Raw genomic sequence first — 19,252 nt, forward strand, 5'->3', positions numbered from 1 at the left:
GAGCCATTCGCCAGAGTGTTTTATCATCCCCCAGCGATGAACAATTCAAGGGAAAAAATGAGCAATAACACTTTATCGGCCATTAAAGACTATCTTAATCAAAGCATTGTTGGCCAAACAGAATTTATTGATCAATTACTTATCGCTTTGTTAGCTGATGGGCACATACTTGTAGAAGGCCCTCCAGGTTTAGCAAAAACCCGCGCAGTTAAAGCACTATCTGAATGTATAGAAGGTGACTTTCATCGAGTCCAGTTTACGCCCGACTTACTGCCAGCAGATTTAACCGGTACCGATGTATTCCACCCAGAAACGGCCAGTTTCAGTTTCCAAAAAGGGCCTATCTTTCATAACTTGGTATTGGCTGATGAAATTAACCGAGCCCCCGCTAAGGTTCAATCGGCCTTGTTAGAAGCCATGGCTGAGCAGCAAATCACCGTGGGTAGCAGCAGTTATGCACTGCCTAAGCTATTCATGGTAATGGCAACCCAAAACCCGATTGAACAAGAAGGGACTTACCCTTTACCTGAAGCCCAGCTTGACCGTTTCATGTTTAAACTGTGTTTGAACTACCCTGATGCCGAAAACGAATTAAAGATTTTAGAACTCACTGAGCGTGAAGCCAAGCAGGTGCACTTACGCCAGCCAGAGCCGCTCACTCAACAAAAATTATTTGCATTGCGCCGCGCCATTATGGAAGTACATATTGCGCCGCAGCTTAATCAATACATTGTAGATCTAGTCGTTGCCACTCGTGAGCCTGAGCGCTATACCGATGAGTTTAGCCAATGGTTAGAGTTTGGTGCCAGCCCACGAGCCAGTATTTCTTTGGCCCGTGCCGCTCGCGCAAAAGCTTGGTTAGAAGGCAGAGACTTTGTTAGCCCAGAAGATATTCAGCAACTCGCCTACCCGGTATTGCGCCACCGCTTGCTACTTAGCTACCAAGCCCAAGCAAAAGGTATTCAAGCCGACGCGGTTATTCAGCGCTTAATTGAGTTGGTTGCATTTGCCTAATGGATACCATTACGCGGCGGTCGCCAGTTAGTGTAGATATAGAGCAGCTTATTGAAGCGCGCGCCATTCATTTGCAAATGCCGCCTTGGCGCAATGTATCTAGCAGTCGCCATGGCAATCGTTTAAGTAAAGTACGTGGTCGCGGCATGGAGTTTGATGAAGTTCGCCATTACCAACCCGGTGACGACATTCGCTGTATTGATTGGCGAGTCACTGCGCGCACAGGTAAAACTCATACCAAGCTGTTTAGAGAAGACCGTGAGCACCCGGTATTTATCTTTCTCGACTTATCTCACTCCATGTATTTTGGCAGTGGCGAGAAGCTTAAATCTGTGTTTGCCAGTGAGCTGGCTGCTTGTTTAGGTTGGAATGCCCAGCAGCTTGGCGAACGGGTCGCGTTAATGCTTCATCTAGGTGAGCATAGCCATAACGAAAAACCGGCAGCGAGCAGAACCCATTGGTTAGCCCAGCTACAAACCATTGTTGAGCAACATAACCAACAGTTTTCAGCCTTAAACAGTAGCCAAATCATTCAAAGCTCGCCAAACGCTAGCTTAGAAACCTTGTGCCAACTAGTAAAAACTGGTTATCAGGTACATTTAATCAGTGATTTCTATCATTTTGATAAAGCCTCTGCGTTGCACTTACAGCGCTTATCTAGCCACAATCAAGTATTTGCTTGGCAAATAAGCGACCCCTTAGAGCAGCAGCTACCTCGCGCCTCTAGTGCTCAGCAGCTGCAAGTAAGTAATGGCAAGCAAGAAGGCTATTTGCAACCCGACAACAAAACGTTTCGCCAGCAATTTATGCGCTTAGCGAAACAGCGTCAGCAATCCATAGATGTCATGCTCCAACAAGCTCGCATTCCTCATCAACATTTTTCCACAGCTTTCGAGTGGCAGGACTATGCCTGAGCAATCAAACCCCTTAGCCCAGTTAAAAGACATTATTTTACCCAGTAACTTTGAAACAGCCTTACCCGCTGTAGGTTGGTGGGTGCTAGCGGTAGCATTAGTATTGTTACTAGCACTAAGCCTATTTGCTGCTTGGCGTTACCAACAGTTGTGTAAGCCGCGCCAAGAAGCCCTACAAGCACTAAAACAACAGCCAATGAACTTAGCCGACACCAATCAGCTAATGAAACGCTTAGCCTTAAGTTATTACCCGCGCCAACAAGTCGCCTCTTTGAGTGGCAAGGCTTGGCTCAGCTTTTTAGACAGCACTTACAGCGGTAAACAACATGCGTTCGTTGAATTACAAAGCCAATGGCAGCAACAACTCTATGCCGCCGATGCGCCCGCATTAGATGAAGATATAGCCAAACTGTGCAAAAAGTGGATCAAACAGTTACGCCCACCACTCACCGCGGCTTCACTATTTGGCCTTCACACTCCAAGCTCAACAACATCAAAAACAGGAGGCCGGCATGTTTGAGTTTATTTGGCCTTATGTATTTGTTGCCCTGCCGCTGCTTTGGTTAGTAGAGCGTTTTAGTGGATCCCAACAAGAACAACAAAACGAGCAACTGCTTAATACCAGCTTACCCTTTACCCAACAACAAGCCGTTTTGGAAAAAACCAACGGCCCCTTAAAACAAGGCTTGAAATGGCTAGTTTGGCTACTTTGTTTAGTGGCGTTTGCTCGCCCTGTTTGGCTCGACGACCAAGTGCAAGGCATTAACGAGCAAGGGCGCGATTTACTGTTATCCGTTGATATGTCGGGCAGTATGCAAATTAAAGACATGCAACTTAATGACGAAGCCGTAGATCGTTTAACCGCCTTAAAAGTATTACTCAAAGGATTTATTGAGCAACGCCGAGGTGATCGAGTAGGCATGATATTGTTTGCCGACCACGCCTATCTCTCTTCACCTTTAAGTTTTGACATGGACTCCTTGTTAATTCAGGTGGATGAATTAGAGCATGGTTTAGTGGGCGACAGAACCGCGATTGGCGAAGGCATTGGCCTTGGTATAAAACAATTAATGAACCACCCCGCCGAGCAGCGCATACTCATTTTGCTTACCGACGGGCAAAACACCTCAGGTACAGTAGACCCAATGCAAGCAGCCGAGATGGCAGCAAAAAACCAAGTAGTGATTTACACCATTGGGGTTGGCGCTGATGAGCTGTTGCAACAAACTTTGTTTGGTACTCGCAAAGTCAATCCTTCACATGATTTAGACGAGGAGTCACTGCAAAAAATCGCGGATATGACTGGCGGCCAGTATTATCGGGCGCGCAGCACCGACGAGCTAGCCCAGATTTATGAAGAAATTAACGCACTCAACCCTATCTCTGAAGCAGAGCAATACTATCGCCCGCAATATGAACTGTATTATTGGCCACTGGCTCTAGCGGCTTTAGTGTTGTTAATTAGCCTGGCAGCTCCGCTCATTAGCCAGCGATTCAGCGCTACAAAGGAGGTTAAATAATGCAAGATATCAGTTTATTGCGTCCCGAGTGGTTATTGCTGAGCCCGCTATTACTGCTGCTATTGTTTAAAAAGCATCGCCGAGAACAATCTGCTTGGAGCCAATTGCTCAGCCCGAACATTGCCAAGTATTTAGTGAGCTCGCCCAAACAACACAAGCACTCACAATGGCCGCTTGCAGCGTTGTTTACATTAATTTTATTGGCCTTAAGTGGGCCCAGCATTGTCAGTGATAATGTGCCCTTGTACCGCGAGGGAAGTGCCCGCGTTTTAATCATGGACATGTCCTACTCTATGCGTGCTCGCGATGTAAAACCCGACCGCGTAGAGCTGGCTAAATACAAAGCGCTGGATTTACTTAAACAATGGCGCGATGGTGAAACAGCATTAATTGCCTTTGCCGGAGATGCATTTGTACTCAGTCCCTTAAGCAGTGATACCAATACATTGGCTAATTTAGTACCGCATTTAAAACCAGAGTTAATGCCCGCTCATGGATCGGCGCTTAATCTAGCCATAGAACAAGCCGCTCAGCTAATTAAACAAGCGGGTTATGCCAAAGGCGATGTGATAGTTATCGGTGATGGCATCAACCAACAACAAATGGACTTAAGCCTCGCCAGCTTGCAAGACAATAATTTGCGGTTTTCGATGCTAGCCCTTGGCACCGAAGAAGGCGCGCCAATCCCGCTTGAAGACGGCAGTATGCTTAAAGATCAATACGGCAGCATTGTTATTCCAAAGCTACAAGCCGAGTTCTTTTTGCCGCTCTGCCAATCAACTGGCGGTATTTGTCAGCTCATTTCAGCCGATAACAGCGACATTGAAAAACTGGCCTCTTTGCGCAGCCGTAAAGCGGATAATGAGCAACAAAGTGCCCAGCAAGGGCAAATACGCAAAGACATCGGTTACTTCTTACTACCCCTTATATTATTGCTTTTGCTTAACAGCGTTCGCCGTGCCGATTTATTGATTGTTTGCTTAACCGTAACCAGCTTCATTTCTATAAAGCCCGCGAGTGCCGCTGACATTTGGAAAAACCAAGCTCAGCAGGCCCAACAGGCTTTTGAACAAGAACAATTTAAAGACGCTGCTGAATTATTTACCGATCCCAATTGGCAAGCATCGGCACACTATAAAGCCGGTGAATACCAACAGGCTCAGCAACTTTTTGCCCAAGATGACAGTGCTGAAGGTTGGTACAATCAAGGAAATGCTTTAAGCCAGCTGGAAAAATACCCCGAAGCTATTTCTGCCTACGAGCAAGCTCTACAACGCAACCCTGAGCTAGAAGCTGCAGCGCACAATAAATCAGTAATAGAACAACTGTTGGAGCAACAGCAAAACCAGCAGCAACAATCTCAACAATCATCAGATGATTCTGAGCAACAAGAATCTAACGACCAGCAGGAACAGCAATCCGAGCAAGGTGAAGGTGAGCAATCTCCGCCAGAGTCAGAAGAACAACAGGCGAGTGAGCAAGAGTCGGAGCAGCAAGCAGGCGAAGATGAACAACAGCAAGCTCAAGCCGAAGAACCTAGTGAGTCCCAAGAAGATGCCGAACAGCAACAAGCGGCTCAAGCAGGCTCGCCAGACGATCTTAATCAAGACGAATTACAGCAGTGGCTAGAAAACTTGCCTAACGACCCGAGCTTACTGTTGCGAAATAAAATGTATCTCGAGTATCAAAAACGTCGCCGTCAAGCCAGCAATCAGGAGAATTGGTAAGTGAAAGCGCTCAGCCTATTGTTTATTCTTTTACTTAGCCTAAATAGCTACGCCACCACCGAAGTTACCGCTACGGTTAGCCAAAATCCAGTCGCGGTTAATCAAGCCTTTACCTTAGAAATTGTGGCTAACGATACCTTGCCAGCCAGCGAATTCGATTCCTCGGTGCTGTTAAGGCAAAAATTTGTAGTGGGCGGCACGTCAACTAGTCGCCAGCACTCAAGCATTAACGGCGTGTCGTCTACTCAAACTCGTTGGACAACCACCTTATTAGTGAGAGACGAAGGGACCTATCTTATCCCCTCCTTTAACATTGGTGGTCAGCAAACTATTCCTATTCAGCTACAAGCCAAAGTAATAGAAGCCATTGAACCGAGTAAAGATCAGGTTCGAATGGAAGTAAGCTTAGACAACGCGGAAGTTTACATTGGTCAGCCAGTGCGCTTTACCGCCAAAATCTGGGTTGCCAATAGCCTCGATCAGGCCAACATTATTGCGCCAAGCATGTTAGGTGCAAAAATAGAAAAGCTGGGTGACGATAAACAAGATTTAGAGGTAATAGACGGTAAGCGCTACCGCACGCTAATTCGACAATGGCTGATTACGCCAGAAAAAGCCGGTCAGTTTGAAGTAAGAGGCCCACGTTTAAGTGGACTGGCTAATGATATTAATCGCCGAGCCCGCCCGGTAGACATTGCCGCGCAAACTTTGTCATTAGAAGTAAAAGCCCCACCAGCAGATTTCCCTGGCACTTGGCTACCTTCTACTGATTTGCTGCTATACGAAGAAGTGCAACCCCTGCAAAGTGACTACGAACAAGGCCAAGCCTTTACCCGAATTATCAACTTAACTGTGGCAGGCATTACCGAAGACCAATTGCCCGACATCACACTCGACTACGGTGATGACTTTCGCGTTTACCCTGAAGCCTATCAAGACCGTACCATTGTAAAAGACGGTATTGTTTTCGCTCAACGCAGCTTGAATGTCGCGCTTATTCCGGTAAACCCTGGTGAAATCACCCTACCCGGCTGGTCATTGGCATGGTGGGATTTAGGCAAAGATGAACAAGCTTTAGCGAAAGTCGCAGAGCGCACTATCACTGTAGTGCCTGCGCCTGTTAACCAACAATTAGTGCCGATTCAAACAAACCTAGCTGCGCAAGCCAACACTGTAACGGAGCCTGTGACTTCCTTATGGACATGGTTTTTTGCAATCGCGTGGTTAATCACTCTTGCTCTATTAATCGCAATTTTCACCCGTATGCAAAAGCAAAAAACTGCTGTTGATTCACCGGTAAACACTGATTTCCCAACCGTGGTTGATGATAACTGGCAACAATTTGCTGATGCCTGTAAACAGCAACAAAGCCAACAAGCTGAACAAGCGCTGCAAAAATGGTTGGCTCAACAAGCTCCTTCAAAAGAGTTTGCTGCACTACTACGGATTCTTAGCAAGTCTAATTGGGGTGGAGAACAAGAGCAGAGGCTTAATTTAGTAGATTTTTATCAGCGTTGCGCTGCACTAAAAAGCACGTTGGCAAAAATAAAAGAGCAAGAACAGCCAGCGCTATCCTCGCTCAATCCATAAGCTTAACGGTTTAAGCCTAGTTGAAAGATTAGGCTTTCTGCTTGGCAAGCAAAAGTGAAAGAAGCGGCCAGCTTAAAGCCGCCTTCAACAGCACTAATCTCACTGCTAATCTCACAAGGATCAGATTCAGCTTTGCGGGCTTTCTCAACTAAATTGCTTAGGCGCGTTTCAGCATGCTGTTGCTCGGTAAATAACTCTTCGACTACTGCGGTAAGTTCTTCGCCATCGATCACAGCGCCAACATCAACACAACAACAAGTTTCAGATTCTTCTAACTTGGTTTTCATCTATTTTCCTTTAATTTACAACAGGCCTTAGTTATAACTCTTCAATCTAAACCAAGGCGAAATCAGGTGTATAGTGTGTAACATAGACCAAAGCAGGTCTCTTTGATGCGTATCATAACAGATTAGCCTAATGCCTTTTATCTAGGAATTTACATGGTTGTTGATTTTTTTCGAAAGAAAAACCAAACCGACTCGGTCATGTCGGATATGGAAGCAAAACAAAAACGTTACGAAGCCTTAGTTCAGGCTTACAACCGGGATGTTTATCGTTACGCCTATTGGCTAGTAAAGGATAAACATATTGCCGAAGACATAGTTCAGGAGACGTTCCTTAGAGCTTGGCGTTCACTCGACAGCCTTAAAGATGAAAAGGCAGCTAAAGCATGGTTAATAACCATTCTAAGGCGCGAGAATGCACGCCGCTTCGAGCGTAAGCAGTTTAACTTGGTAGATATTGAAGACCATTCTGTTGCTGATGTGAATGCCACATCAACCGAGCAGCAAATCGAGAATGAATGGTTACGCCGCCAAATAGATAAGCTCGCTCCTGAGTACAAAGAACCTTTGCTCCTACAAGTAATTGGTGGATTTAGTGGGGACGAAATAGCCGACATGTTAGAACTTAATAAAAATACAGTGATGACTCGGCTATTTAGAGCACGTAACCAGCTAAAAGAAGCCCTAGAAGATGACCAGAATCGAGGACAAAGTAATGGATGAGCTAGAGTTTCGCCGCCAGTTGTATACCAATCCTCGTGAGCGTAGTGATGCGCTCATTGAGGAAGCAACTAGGACGCCGAAAAACAAAAAACTGTACGACGATATGCAACAGTTTGAGTGTAAATTAGAACAAGCGCTAAATGTTGAGGTGCCAGATGCTCTAGCCGAGCGTTTAATATTGAGCCAAAGCTTTGATGATTCGCAAGTGCAATATCGTCGTAAAACACGCGTGCATATTGCTATGGCCGCCTCAATCGCTTTTGTTATCGGCTTAAGTTTTAGCTTGGTAAATTGGCAAGTGCCTGCTGGCTATGATGATATGGGGCAAGTTGCTTTGCAGCATGTTTACCATGAAATGCCTTATACCAGCGGTGTTGATGAGCAACCAAGCTTACAAACCATTAACGCCAAGTTGGCGCGTTACGGGGCAAGTTTTGATGAACTGCCAGGTGATGTGGTGTATGTAAATCATTGTGCCTACGCTGGCAGCCCAGCGTTTCATATGATTATGAAAGGTAAAATGGGTTCAAATGTTAACGTATTTGTAGTGCCTAAAACCACTGAACTACAAGCAGTACAAAGCTTTGCCGACAAGAAAATGCACGGCATGGTTGGCAGCTTATCTCATGCCAGTTTAGTTGTGGTGGGTGAGCGTAATGAACCGATTGAGAAAACCTTGGCGTTTTTAACCGCAGATCTCAACCAAGCAATTTAAGTGTTAACATCTACAACGCCACCTGAGCCTTCAGGTGGCGTTGATTATTTTTACAGCGAACAGCTAAGTCTTTCAATTCATTACTTGATTAATCTCTATCCTCCCTTATATTGCTCTACGACTAAAGATTAAACACTTGTTTAACTTTTGTGCGGCAGCTCCAACTTTTGAAATAAACCATTAACAGCAGCTTAACATTTGAGTGATTTGCTTTTAATCTGGTCAGAGGTCTAATCAAGACTTCGAATGATAATAAACTCCACCCGTATTAGAGAGGGAACGATGAAAATAAGGAAATTGCCACTCGCGCTACTTGCCGCGTCAGCTACACTCACTGCCGGCCATGTAAACGCTGCAGGTTTTCAATTGGTAGAACACTCTGCTACGGGACTTGGCCGTTCATTTGCTGGTGAAGCCGCTATTGCTGACAATGCTTCGGTAATGGCACGTAACCCTGCCGCAATGTCTATGTTTGATACCATCGCGGTGTCAGGCGCATTAACCTATATTTCTCCTGACGTTTACGTAAAAGGTAATACAGGCGTAGACGAAATAGATAAAGCCCTAACCAACGATGATGTAGTTCCTGGTGCAGCTGTGCCAGCGGGTTATTTTATTCAACCACTAAGTGACAATTGGGCTTGGGGTGTAGGCATGTTTACAAACTTTGGTTTGTCTACAGATTACCCTGCGGATTACGCAGCAGGCGCTTTAGCCGGTCAGACTGAGCTTATTACGCTAAATCTAAACCCGAATGTATCATATAGAATCAATCAGCAATTTAGTGTTGGTGCTGGCGTAAATGCGGTTTACGGAACAGCTAAATTAGTCCGTAACTTTGGCACTGGAGGCCCATTTCCAGCAGACGGTACAGCAGCGTCGCTAGAAGGTGATGGTTGGGGCTTTGGTTGGAACATCGGCGGTATGTGGGAAGTAAATGAAGATCACCGCTTTGGCATGAGTTACCGCTCTAAAGTTGATTTGAAATTTAAAGGCGACTACCACTCAGACATTCCTTCTGGATTAAGTGATAACCCATACGGTACTGGTGGTGACACTATTCCAGGTGAGTTAACCCTAAATTTACCTGATATTTTTGAAGTCTCTGGCTACAACCGCTTAAACGATTCAGTCGCGGTTCATTATAGCTATGTATGGACTGGTTGGAGCACCTTCCAAGAGATTGATGCTACCTCTGAAGGCATTGGCAGTGTCTTGAATAAACAAGAGCAGTTTAGTGATTCTTACCGTGTATCCTTTGGTGGTACTTGGTATCTAAATCAAGCTTGGGAACTACGTGCTGGTATGGCCTTTGACCAAAGCCCATCGCGCACCCACAAAACCATTAGTATTCCAGATAACGACCGTTACAACTACGGCGTTGGCTTTACTTATCACCTAAGCGATAAAGGCAGTATTGATACCGGCTTTACTTACATTCAAGGTAAAGAAGGCGGCTTTAACGAAGAAGGCGTTGAGTTTGTATCAAAGGGCGATGCCTACATCGCTGCAATTCAATATAACCATAGCTTTTAATGCTGATAGCAACTGGCCTAGCGCCGGTTGCTATTTCTCTAACTTGACCAAGCCGACACTATCACCCACTCTTCAGTGAGCAAGCATTTTACTGAGGGACGCCATGGCTAATACCAAAACACCATTTACGATTAGCGACTTAGCTAAAGAATTTTCCATCAGTACCCGCAGCATTCGCTTTTATGAAGACCAAGGTTTGATTCAACCATTAAGGGTGGGAACTAAACGCCTTTACAGCAAACACGACAAACTGCGCCTTAAGCTCACCTTGCGTGGCAAACGTTTAGGTTTTTCCCTAACCGAAATAAAAGAGTTATTTGATTTGTACGACGCCAAACTCACTAACACAGATGAGGTTTTTGGCTTAATCGATAATATAAAATTAAAAAAACAGAGTTTGTTGCAGCAGTTAGAAGATATTCAAGTGGTATTAATGGAACTAAAATCGGCAGAGCGCCGCTGTAACGACGCCCTTAACGATCTATCAAACAAACACTAAGCTTCGCCAGCATTGCCTTGAATAAAGTGTTTACGGCACAACGAAACGTAACGGTCATTGCCACCTATTTCAATTTGTTGCCCTTCGCTAACCACTTTCCCGTGTTGATCAATACGCGCATTAAAGTGCCCTTTATTGCCACACCAGCAAATAGTTTTAAGCTCTTCTAGCTTGTCAGCTAAACACAGTAAGTGATAAGCACCTTCAAACAACTCGCCCATAAAATCAGTTTTAAGGCCATAAACCATCACTGGAATATTTAACTCATCAACAATTTTTGCCAATTGATACACTTGCTCGCGGCTTAAAAACTGACCTTCATCTACGATCACTACGTCTTGTTTAGTCTGTTGCTGCTTTTGCTGCAATAGCTCAAACAAGTTTTGCTGTTTACAAAAGGTTTCAGCTTCTAGCGATAACCCTACCCGCGCTTTTATAGTTCCTATTCCGTCACGAGTATCCATAGCGGGTATAAGCGCTAAAGGGTTCATGCCGCGCTCTTGGTAATTAAAGTGAGCTTGAATCAGTTGGGTAGATTTACCCGAATTCATAGCGGCATATTTAAAGTGTAGTGAAGCCATTTACTGCAATTGTCCCGACTTGTTAGCTATTTACAGCGATTACAGATGTTTGTTGGCGATGGTACAAAGCTGCGCTAATAATCGCAAATAATAGTAAGCCAATAGCTAACGCTGCGATCACACTTCCACTCATCCCCATCACCAAATAACTAGCGATGCTAATAAAGGCTACCAATAAGGCATAAGGTAGCTGAGTGGCTACGTGATCAATATGATGACAAGCCGCACCAGTAGAAGACAAAATAGTCGTGTCGGAAATAGGCGAACAATGGTCACCAAATACCGCTCCCGCTAACACTGCCGACAACATAGGTAAAATTAGGCTCACTTCGCTGGCTACTGCCATATCTGCTGCAATAGGTAGCATGATACCAAAGGTGCCCCAACTGGTACCTGTGGCAAAGGCCATTACGCCAGCTAATACAAAAATAAGCACCGGTAACATTGCTGGGTTAATTGCACCGTCTAATTTAGCGGCCAAGTATTTACCCGTTTCCATATCACCAATAACACCGCTAATAGACCAAGCAAATAGCAGAATAATAATTGCCGGGCTCATTGCTTTTAAGCCTAACCAAATAGCATTTGATAATTGTGTAAGGCTAAGTTGTTGCTTTAATGCGAAACCAATAGTAACCAACAAACCTACTATGCCACCCGTTACCAAAGACAAGGTGACATCGGTGTTTTCCAATGCTGCCAACAAACCAAAAGCTTGGCCATCTTCAATAGCGTTCGCACCGGTAACAACAAAGCTTGCGAAAGTAACCACAGTGAGTAGCACAATGGGCAGTACCAAACCTAAAGGTGAGCCATTTTCCGCCTGGAAGTCATGATTAACACTGCCTGCTGGAATACCCTTGGTTTTATCAAACAATTCGCCATCTGACGCTGCTTTTTCGTGTTGCGTCATTGGGCCAATGTTTAGATTAAAATAAGCGACCGTTAGTGCCATTAACAAAGCAAAAATGGCGTAGAAGTTAAGTGGAATCATCGCGGCGAAGGCTGCTAATGGGCTGATATCGGTTATTCCGTGTGTCACCAAAATACCGCCTATTAAGGCAATAATATAAGCGCCCCAGCTAGATAAAGGCATAAGTACACACATGGGTGCGGCGGTTGAATCGAGCAGGTAAGCTAGTTTTGCTCGAGACACGCCAGCTTGATCTGTCAGAGGGCGCGCTACACTGCCCACAGCAAGACTATGGAAATAATCATCTACAAACACCACAAAGCTTAACAGTGCCGTAGTAACGGTTGCGTGGCGCTTAGTTTTAATGCGCTTTTGCGCCCAATGAGCAAAAGCAGATGTTGCTCCGGTTGCTGTCATTAAACTGGTCATACCGCCTAATAGCAGTAAGAAAATAATGATTTGAAGATTCCATAGGTTTAGCCCGTCGTCCCACACCAGGCCGCTAGCCAGTTCGGTAAGGTAAACCGCGCTAGCCCCAAAGGAAAAATTACTTAACAACAATGCACCGGTTAAAATACCGCAGCTTAACGCCACAACCACGCGGCGAGTAGCTAGTGCCACTAAAAGGGCTATAACTGGAGGTAAGATAGACAATATGGAATCTGTATATGAAATAGTTTGCATGTTTTCTCTGTTATTGTTGTTTAGAGAGCAAACTGAGTGATAGCCATACTTTGAACGTATGCACCCTGTAGCTCTCCATAGTGTGTACTATGACAATGCAGCATTTATTAAACACTGCACCAGTAACAAGTTTAGATGGTACTTGTTACTTCGGCGCGGGCCCCTTTCATACAGAATCATTGGCATCACCCCATTCCGCACTACTTTTGACCAGCGCTCCTCTACAATCTAGCGTTAGTAGCTGGATTATACCCACAAAAGCAGAGCTTTCAACCCATTGAGTTGATTTCGTATTAGTCAAAAATTAAATATCAATTCAGTTATTTACTATGACTTAATTGACAAGGCTTAATAAGTAATTAGAATTTAAACGTTGATTGATTAAAACTTAATAAAATATAACAGGATTAACATGAGCGATTTCATCAAGGTATTTCTAAACGCAAGAAGTCTTAAAGCCGCTACAAAAGAATTATCGATAGAACAGCTAGAAGAAAGCTTTAATAAATTAAAAGTCATTCTAGATGAGCGTTACACTCTAAAAGCTGAAGAAGATAAACTACAGCAAGAAAAACGCGAAAAGTTAGAAAAATATAAAGCTTTGCTTGAGCAAGATGGAATCGACCCAAGCGAACTATTATCAATTATTGAAGATGCTCCTGTTAAAGAGCGTAAAAAACGTGAGCCTCTTCCAGCTAAATACAAATTTGTTGATGAAAATGGCGAAGATAAAACCTGGACAGGTCAAGGAAGAACACCTTCGCCAATTCAGCGAGCCATAAAAAATGAAGGAAAATCTAAAGAAGACTTCCTTATTTAATTAGCATTGCGCATGAAAAAGGAGCCTAGCGGCTCCTTTTTATCATTATGTATTATTAAGATGCAAATCCATTGGGATTGCCTTGTTGCCATCGCCAAGAGTCCTCGGCCATATCGTCTAAATTTAATTCAGCTTGCCAGTTTAATTCTTGTTTAGCCAAACTTGGGTCAGAATAACAAGCAGCAATATCACCCGGCCTGCGAGGTGATATTTGATAAGCAATCGTTTTCCCAGACACCTTCTCAAACGCTTTAAGCATTTCTAGTACACTGTAACCTTGGCCGGTGCCTAGGTTATAGGTTACTAGTCCCGCTTTTGCATCCAGTTTAGCTAAGGCTTTTAAGTGACCTTTGGCTAAATCAACAACGTGGATATAATCGCGTACACCAGTGCCATCAACAGTATTGTAATCATCGCCGAACACGCTAAGTTGAGCCAAACGCCCTACTGCAACTTGCGTAATATAAGGTATCAAGTTATTTGGAATACCATTTGGATCTTCGCCAATTAAACCTGATTTATGCGCCCCTACCGGATTAAAATAACGCAGCAGAGCGATATTCCATTCGTTATCTGACTTATATAAATCGCCGAGCATTTCTTCAACAATAAGTTTTGAACGACCATAAGGGTTGGTCGCACCAGTTGGAAAGCTTTCTACAATCGGTACAGTATGAGGGTCGCCGTATACCGTTGCCGAAGAACTAAACACTAAATTCTTTACTCCATGCTCAGCCATTACTTCACAAAGCACTAAGGTACCCGCAACGTTATTCTGATAATAGTGTAATGGGATAGTCGTAGATTCACCCACCGCTTTTAAACCTGCAAAGTGAATAACCGACGTGAAACTGTGCTTTGAAAACACTTCAGCCAAAGCGTTTTTATCGCGAATATCGGCTTGATAAAAAGTTGGCCTTTTCTGACAAATTTGTTCAACTCTATCAATAGAAACAGGGTGTGAATTACAAAGATTATCGACAATAACGACATCTTCGTCTTGCGCTAATAATTCTACAACAGTGTGGCTACCAATATACCCGGCTCCACCAGTGACCAAAATCGCCATAACAATCCTTAATTAAGTAAAATAAACATCACCACTCAGTAGCGGGAGTTTTATTCTATTCCGATATATTTGTGGGTTTGCAAAGACAAACGCCAGTTATTTTTAATACAAGCTTCAATACACAACTCTGTGGCCCGAGGTTGTTGGCTAATAGGCTGTAAACAGACTAATGCGTGATGCCCTTCTGGCAAACGAGCCAATAGCTCGTTTAAATTCTCTATATCCCGTTCACGAGCAACAGGATGCTTTATTTCATTCGCCCTTTGTAGAGCTTCAAGCAAAATTTCTTTTTCGCCTTTCATCGCCACTTTAGGTGAAACGGTCACCCACGTTTTCTCATTTGCTTTAACGAGATAAGTACCACTGGTTTCTATTTGTACCGATTTCCCGTCACTAATTAATGCGCTAGTAAGCGGTTCTAAATCATACATGCACGGTTCACCGCCGGTGATAACGATATGTGTAGCACTGTACTGAGTTAATACTTCCAGTAGCTGCTCCACGCTATAGCTAGCCCAACGCGCAGTATCGCCACTCACCCCGATAATTTGCTCTACCTGAACCTTATCGGCAGCCAACACTTCCCAAGTATGTTTAGTATCGCACCAAGAACAACCAACATCGCAGCCTTGCAAACGAATAAATACAGCAGGCACCCCAGTGTGAAAACCTTCACCTTGTATCGTTTCAAAAATTTCATTAATTGGTAAAGTGGGCTGTGGCATTTGTATCCTAAATCATAATAAGCGAAAATCGACAGCAGTATTAAAACATATTTTAAAGAGCAAAAAATGAAAGAAAAGGCCGTAGTTATATATTCTGGTGGTATGGATTCTTACACCGTATTACATAAAACACTGCAACTTGGGCTGCAACCCTTTGCTCTAAGCTTTAATTATGGTCAACGTCACATCAAAGAACTCGAATATGCTAAAAACGTATGCGATGAGCTGTCTGTTGAACACAAAATTGTAGATATTAGTAGTATAAACCAGCTGCTCGAGGGCTCGTCTTTAACGTCTGACATTGATATTCCAGAAGGCGATTACCAAGAAGAATCAATGAAATCGACCGTGGTACCTAACCGCAATATGATTTTGTTATCGTTAGCTATTGGTTACGCAGTATCGATAGGCGCAAAAAAAGTATTCTATGGCGCGCATTCTGGAGACCACGCGATTTACCCTGACTGCCGACCAGAGTTTGTAAGAAAGATGAACGAGGTTAGCCTTATTGCCAATTACGAGGCCGTTGAAGTCATTAGCCCCTATCTAGAGCAATCTAAAATAGATATTTTAAGTGATGGTTTAGCCATGAACTTAGATTACGCTAAAACTTGGACTTGCTATAACGGTCGAGACTTAGCCTGTGGGAAATGTGGCGCTTGCCAAGAACGCTTAGAGGCTTTCAAGCTTAATGCTGTTAAAGACCCTCTTAGCTACGAATAAGCATGGTTAGTTATTTTATCAAGCAATTTTGGTTTATATGGTTAATGCTGGCGCTAAGCTGGGTATTACTGGCCCATGCTGAGCTAGCCAGTTGGAACAAACATCTAATCATCGAGGGAGAGTACTGGCGAGTATTAAGTGGCAATTTTTGCCACAATAATCTGATTCATTGGCTAATGAACATCGCCACCTTAACTCTAATCTATTTTGTTTATGATGACCGACTATCTAATCGGCACTTTTTAGTCTTGAGTATCTTGTTTGGCCTAGTGGGCGGGCTTGCTCTTTTATTGGCTAAATATGATGAGTATGTAGGCTTGTCGGGCATCATTCATGGTTTACTGGCTTACGCTGCACTTATTGATCTAATGAAAGGCAAAATTAAACTAGGTTTAATTGTGCTTACAGGTTTGGGTATTAAACTTGTGATGGAGCAGATATACGGCGGAGATCCGTGGGTAAGCGAAATGATAGGCATCGATGTAGCAACCGATGCCCACCTAATCTTCACTTTGCTAGGGTTAACTATTGCCTTAGCAGTATGGTGTCCTTTATGGAATCGACAGCCGTTAAGCAGTTAACTCTTGATTAATTTGGGTTAATACTGCGGCTGGAGAAGCCGCTTGAGTAATTGGCCGGCCAATCACTAAATAATCGGAACCTGCAGTAATCGCTTCAACCGGTGTCATAACTCGTCGCTGGTCACCTTGAGCGCTTCCAGTTGGGCGAATACCAGGAGTGATTAAGGCAAACTCTTCGCCTAACAAAGATTTTAAAGCCCTTGCTTCGTGAGCAGAACACACCACCCCATCTAAACCACATTGTTTAGTTAAACTCGCTAAACGCTCTACCTGCTGCTGAGGGCTTAACTCAATGCCTAAATCTAACAAATCAGACTCATCCATACTGGTTAGCACAGTCACAGCAATCAATTTAGGGCGTTTATCACCATAGGGCGCTAAAGCGGCCTTAGCAGCTTCCATCATTCGTCGACCACCGCTGGCATGCACGTTCACCATCCACACGCCCAACTCTGCTGCAGCTGCCACAGCTTTGGCAACCGTGTTAGGAATATCATGAAACTTTAGGTCTAGAAAAACCTCAAACCCACGCTTATGCAAGCTTTCCACTAGATGAGGACCAAACAAGGTAAACATTTCTTTGCCTACTTTAAGGCGACAAGAGCCTGGTTCTAATTGCTCTACAAACGCCATACATTGATCTAAATCTGCATAATCAAGGGCGACTAATACCTTAGGGTCTTGCATCTCTCTATTCTCCGTCGAGCCCCACTATCGGTTTTACTGTTCCCCAGCTTTTACAAGATGGGCAGTGCCAGTAAATAGAATGCGATGAAAATCCGCATCGACGGCATTGATAATGGGGTTTTATTTTTAATTGTTGGGTAACCAGTCCTCGTAATACTTGAAGACTTTGCTTAGCTCGACCTTCTTCAGCTGATTCTAAATGAAGGCCCATTAAGTGATGAAATCCTTTCATGGTGGGGTTACGTTTGAGTTCATCCACCAATAAATCCTGAGCTTGCTCTGCGCCATGCGCCTCGCGATAAATAGCCGAGAGCTCTACTAGCACACTAGCAATGCTTTTTAACGATAAACAATATTCGAGAAACTGTTGATAATACTCAGGCTTACCTAATCCTTCGGCGCATAACTTGTAGAGCGTTAACGCATCAGAAGCAAAATCGATATCTTGCTCTGGGATGCGGTTAAGATTCTTAAGAGCCGCCTTAAAATCGCCTTCTGCGCTTTGTAACTGAGCTAGGTGAAGGCTAGCTCGCACACAGTTCTTGTCTACAGTTAGTGCTTTTTTAAGCAAACCAATACTTTTACTTAGCTTACCTGCTGTTTCTAACTCTTGCGCTTGTTCACAATAAAAATGGGCAATTTGGGTTGCGACATCGGTGAGTTCTTTTGGGTCGATTTTCTTCGCCACAGCAATCGCTTGCGGCCATTCTCGAGTTTGTTGGTAAATACTTAATAATTGCTTTAGAGCTAACTGGCGATACTCAGGCTCAGCTTGTAGTTCTATCAGTAATGCTTCCGCTCTATCAAATAAACCGGCAGCCAAGTAATCTTTGGCCAGTTGTTGCAAGGCTAGATTACGCTGATCGATATCGATGCCTTCGCGGGCAATAAGGTTTTGATGAATACGAATGGCGCGATCCACTTCACCACGTTGGCGAAACAAGTTGCCCAAGGCTAAGTGAGTATCGATGGTTTCAGAATCTACTTGCAACAGTTCTACAAATAGATCGACAGCTTTGTCAGATTGATTAGAAAGGAGGAGGTTTAAACCTTCAACATATTGCTTTGAAACATGGTTAGCTTGCTGCTGTTGATTTTGTCTAACACTGCGTTGCCCCATATACCAACCGTAAGCGGCGGCAACAGGCAATAACAAGAACAACAAGCCCAGCATTAACTATCCTTGACCATCTCATCTTGCAATTTATTAAGTTGTTTTTGTTGTTTAGCTAAACGTCTTTTTAAACTGGCACTTTCGAGTCTAATGCGAGTATAAAAAGCCAATAAAAACAGTAAACAGGATATGAAGCCGGCAATGAACAAGCCAGCCATTAACCAAGATAAACGCATGTCGGATTCAGCAATAAGATAGTTTACTCCAACGATTTCATCGTTTTGAGCCCCTATCGCTAGCGCTGTTACAAACAGTACGATCAAAATTAATGTAGAAAATATTGCTTTCACATAACCTCCGAAGCCAAACAAAAGCTAGGGAAATTATGCAGCAATCACGTTAATTAAACCAGCCAAGAACACCTAATTGTAAAAGAAACAATACTATAGGCCAGAATTCACGCGTTCTCTTAATTCTTTACCAGGTTTGAAGTGGGGAACATACTTCCCAGACAACTCAACCTTCTCGCCAGTTTTGGGATTGCGGCCTACACGCGGCGCTCTAAAATGTAAGGAAAAACTACCAAAACCGCGAATTTCAATTCTGTCGCCTTCCTGTAAAGAACCAGTCATTTGCTCAAGAATTTCTTTAATTGCCGACTCAATTTCTTTACTGGTAAATTGAATATGTTTACTAGCGAGTATTTCAATCAAATCAGATTTAGTCATGGATTCTCCAAGCCATTGATAAAGGGAACTAATACCAGTGTAGATAAAGAACTTGGGGGGGACAAGTCCCCCCCAATATTCAATCACATAAATCTAAAAAAAGAT

The 19,252-nt window shown here is 43.8% G+C and carries 22 protein-coding genes and 1 riboswitch; of the genes, 13 read left to right on the forward strand and 9 right to left on the reverse strand.

Translation table 11 applies throughout. The features are described 5' to 3' along the window. The first annotated feature begins 57 nt into the window (after positions 1 to 57). Genes Q4549_RS08330 through Q4549_RS08355 form a run of 6 tightly spaced genes read left to right on the forward strand, consistent with a single transcriptional unit; the run spans position 58 to position 6,765 of the window. Positions 58 to 1,014 carry a MoxR family ATPase gene (locus tag Q4549_RS08330; RefSeq protein ID WP_137675020.1) on the forward strand — a complete coding sequence of 319 codons (957 nt, stop codon included), beginning with the start codon at positions 58 to 60 and terminating at the stop codon, positions 1,012 to 1,014. After that, positions 1,014 to 1,928, forward strand: a complete 915-nt coding sequence (locus tag Q4549_RS08335; protein ID WP_303550689.1) for a DUF58 domain-containing protein — start codon at positions 1,014 to 1,016, stop codon at positions 1,926 to 1,928. Before Q4549_RS08330 ends, Q4549_RS08335 begins: the two co-directional genes overlap by 1 nt. Further along, positions 1,921 to 2,448, forward strand: coding sequence for a DUF4381 domain-containing protein (locus tag Q4549_RS08340; protein ID WP_303550686.1), 528 nt, complete (start codon positions 1,921 to 1,923; stop codon positions 2,446 to 2,448). Before Q4549_RS08335 ends, Q4549_RS08340 begins: the two co-directional genes overlap by 8 nt. Beyond that, complete coding sequence (locus Q4549_RS08345) at positions 2,441 to 3,448, forward strand: VWA domain-containing protein (protein WP_303550683.1); 1,008 nt, start codon at positions 2,441 to 2,443, stop codon at positions 3,446 to 3,448. The genes Q4549_RS08340 and Q4549_RS08345 overlap by 8 nt, the downstream gene beginning before the upstream one ends. Then, a complete protein-coding gene (locus tag Q4549_RS08350; protein WP_303550680.1) occupies positions 3,448 to 5,175 on the forward strand; it encodes a VWA domain-containing protein in 1,728 nt (575 codons plus the stop codon). The genes Q4549_RS08345 and Q4549_RS08350 overlap by 1 nt, the downstream gene beginning before the upstream one ends. Then, positions 5,176 to 6,765, forward strand: coding sequence for a BatD family protein (locus Q4549_RS08355; RefSeq protein WP_303550679.1), 1,590 nt, complete (start codon positions 5,176 to 5,178; stop codon positions 6,763 to 6,765). A gap of 2 nt (positions 6,766 to 6,767) precedes the next feature. On the opposite strand, the gene Q4549_RS08360 is transcribed toward Q4549_RS08355, so the two are convergent. Continuing rightward, positions 6,768 to 7,052 (reverse strand): DUF406 family protein, encoded by a 285-nt coding sequence (locus Q4549_RS08360; RefSeq protein ID WP_303512627.1) that lies wholly within the window; start codon positions 7,050 to 7,052, stop codon positions 6,768 to 6,770. Between the two features lie 153 nt (positions 7,053 to 7,205). Between Q4549_RS08360 and Q4549_RS08365 the strand changes: the two genes are divergently transcribed. The 4 genes from Q4549_RS08365 (at position 7,206) to Q4549_RS08380 (ending at position 10,522) form a co-directional block, all read left to right on the forward strand. Further along, the gene (locus Q4549_RS08365; protein ID WP_137675027.1) at positions 7,206 to 7,772 is read left to right on the forward strand and encodes a sigma-70 family RNA polymerase sigma factor; all 567 of its coding nucleotides are present in this window, start codon (positions 7,206 to 7,208) and stop codon (positions 7,770 to 7,772) included. Next, positions 7,741 to 8,487 (forward strand): DUF3379 domain-containing protein, encoded by a 747-nt coding sequence (locus tag Q4549_RS08370; protein ID WP_303550676.1) that lies wholly within the window; start codon positions 7,741 to 7,743, stop codon positions 8,485 to 8,487. Before Q4549_RS08365 ends, Q4549_RS08370 begins: the two co-directional genes overlap by 32 nt. 282 nt (positions 8,488 to 8,769) lie before the next feature. Further along, positions 8,770 to 10,023: an outer membrane protein transport protein gene (locus Q4549_RS08375; RefSeq protein WP_303550673.1), complete on the forward strand. Its 1,254-nt coding sequence runs from the start codon at positions 8,770 to 8,772 to the stop codon at positions 10,021 to 10,023. 103 nt (positions 10,024 to 10,126) lie between these two features. After that, positions 10,127 to 10,522 carry a MerR family DNA-binding transcriptional regulator gene (locus Q4549_RS08380; RefSeq protein WP_303512622.1) on the forward strand — a complete coding sequence of 132 codons (396 nt, stop codon included), beginning with the start codon at positions 10,127 to 10,129 and terminating at the stop codon, positions 10,520 to 10,522. Here Q4549_RS08380 and Q4549_RS08385 read toward each other — a convergent pair. Further along, a complete protein-coding gene (locus Q4549_RS08385; RefSeq protein WP_303512620.1) occupies positions 10,519 to 11,103 on the reverse strand; it encodes a thymidine kinase in 585 nt (194 codons plus the stop codon). The two genes, Q4549_RS08380 and Q4549_RS08385, sit on opposite strands and share 4 nt — an antisense overlap. Positions 11,104 to 11,125: 22 nt before the next feature. Next, positions 11,126 to 12,700, reverse strand: coding sequence for a Na+/H+ antiporter NhaC family protein (locus Q4549_RS08390; protein WP_303550669.1), 1,575 nt, complete (start codon positions 12,698 to 12,700; stop codon positions 11,126 to 11,128). 60 nt (positions 12,701 to 12,760) lie between these two features. Beyond that, a riboswitch (Lysine riboswitch) is annotated at positions 12,761 to 12,932 on the reverse strand. A 180-nt stretch (positions 12,933 to 13,112) separates the two neighbouring features. Here Q4549_RS08390 and Q4549_RS08395 point away from each other — a divergent pair. After that, positions 13,113 to 13,520, forward strand: a complete 408-nt coding sequence (locus Q4549_RS08395) for an H-NS family nucleoid-associated regulatory protein (protein WP_303512618.1) — start codon at positions 13,113 to 13,115, stop codon at positions 13,518 to 13,520. A 55-nt stretch (positions 13,521 to 13,575) separates the two neighbouring features. Here the strand turns inward: Q4549_RS08395 and galE are convergent, their stop codons facing one another. Next, entirely contained in the window at positions 13,576 to 14,589 is a 1,014-nt protein-coding gene (gene galE, locus Q4549_RS08400; protein WP_303550668.1) for a UDP-glucose 4-epimerase GalE, read from the reverse strand. 50 nt (positions 14,590 to 14,639) lie between these two features. Beyond that, positions 14,640 to 15,314 carry a 7-carboxy-7-deazaguanine synthase QueE gene (gene queE, locus Q4549_RS08405; protein WP_303550666.1) on the reverse strand — a complete coding sequence of 225 codons (675 nt, stop codon included), beginning with the start codon at positions 15,312 to 15,314 and terminating at the stop codon, positions 14,640 to 14,642. 39 nt (positions 15,315 to 15,353) lie between these two features. On the opposite strand from queE, the gene queC reads away from it, so the two are divergent. Further along, positions 15,354 to 16,037 (forward strand): 7-cyano-7-deazaguanine synthase QueC, encoded by a 684-nt coding sequence (queC, locus tag Q4549_RS08410; protein ID WP_303551279.1) that lies wholly within the window; start codon positions 15,354 to 15,356, stop codon positions 16,035 to 16,037. A 2-nt stretch (positions 16,038 to 16,039) separates the two neighbouring features. Then, the gene (gene rrtA / locus Q4549_RS08415) at positions 16,040 to 16,618 is read left to right on the forward strand and encodes a rhombosortase (RefSeq protein ID WP_303550665.1); all 579 of its coding nucleotides are present in this window, start codon (positions 16,040 to 16,042) and stop codon (positions 16,616 to 16,618) included. Here the strand turns inward: rrtA and pyrF are convergent. The 4 genes from pyrF to Q4549_RS08435 form a co-directional block, all read right to left on the reverse strand. Continuing rightward, complete coding sequence (gene pyrF / locus Q4549_RS08420) at positions 16,607 to 17,305, reverse strand: orotidine-5'-phosphate decarboxylase (RefSeq protein ID WP_303550663.1); 699 nt, start codon at positions 17,303 to 17,305, stop codon at positions 16,607 to 16,609. The two genes, rrtA and pyrF, sit on opposite strands and share 12 nt — an antisense overlap. A 4-nt stretch (positions 17,306 to 17,309) precedes the next feature. Further along, the gene (lapB, locus tag Q4549_RS08425; RefSeq protein WP_303550659.1) at positions 17,310 to 18,479 is read right to left on the reverse strand and encodes a lipopolysaccharide assembly protein LapB; all 1,170 of its coding nucleotides are present in this window, start codon (positions 18,477 to 18,479) and stop codon (positions 17,310 to 17,312) included. Continuing rightward, the gene (locus Q4549_RS08430; protein ID WP_303512600.1) at positions 18,479 to 18,769 is read right to left on the reverse strand and encodes a LapA family protein; all 291 of its coding nucleotides are present in this window, start codon (positions 18,767 to 18,769) and stop codon (positions 18,479 to 18,481) included. Before Q4549_RS08430 ends, lapB begins: the two co-directional genes overlap by 1 nt. Before the next feature lie 93 nt (positions 18,770 to 18,862). After that, positions 18,863 to 19,147: an integration host factor subunit beta gene (locus Q4549_RS08435; protein ID WP_137675041.1), complete on the reverse strand. Its 285-nt coding sequence runs from the start codon at positions 19,145 to 19,147 to the stop codon at positions 18,863 to 18,865. Positions 19,148 to 19,252 lie beyond the last annotated feature (105 nt).

It is taken from the genome of Agarivorans sp. 2_MG-2023 (assembly GCF_030548085.1).
GTDB lineage: Bacteria > Pseudomonadota > Gammaproteobacteria > Enterobacterales > Celerinatantimonadaceae > Agarivorans.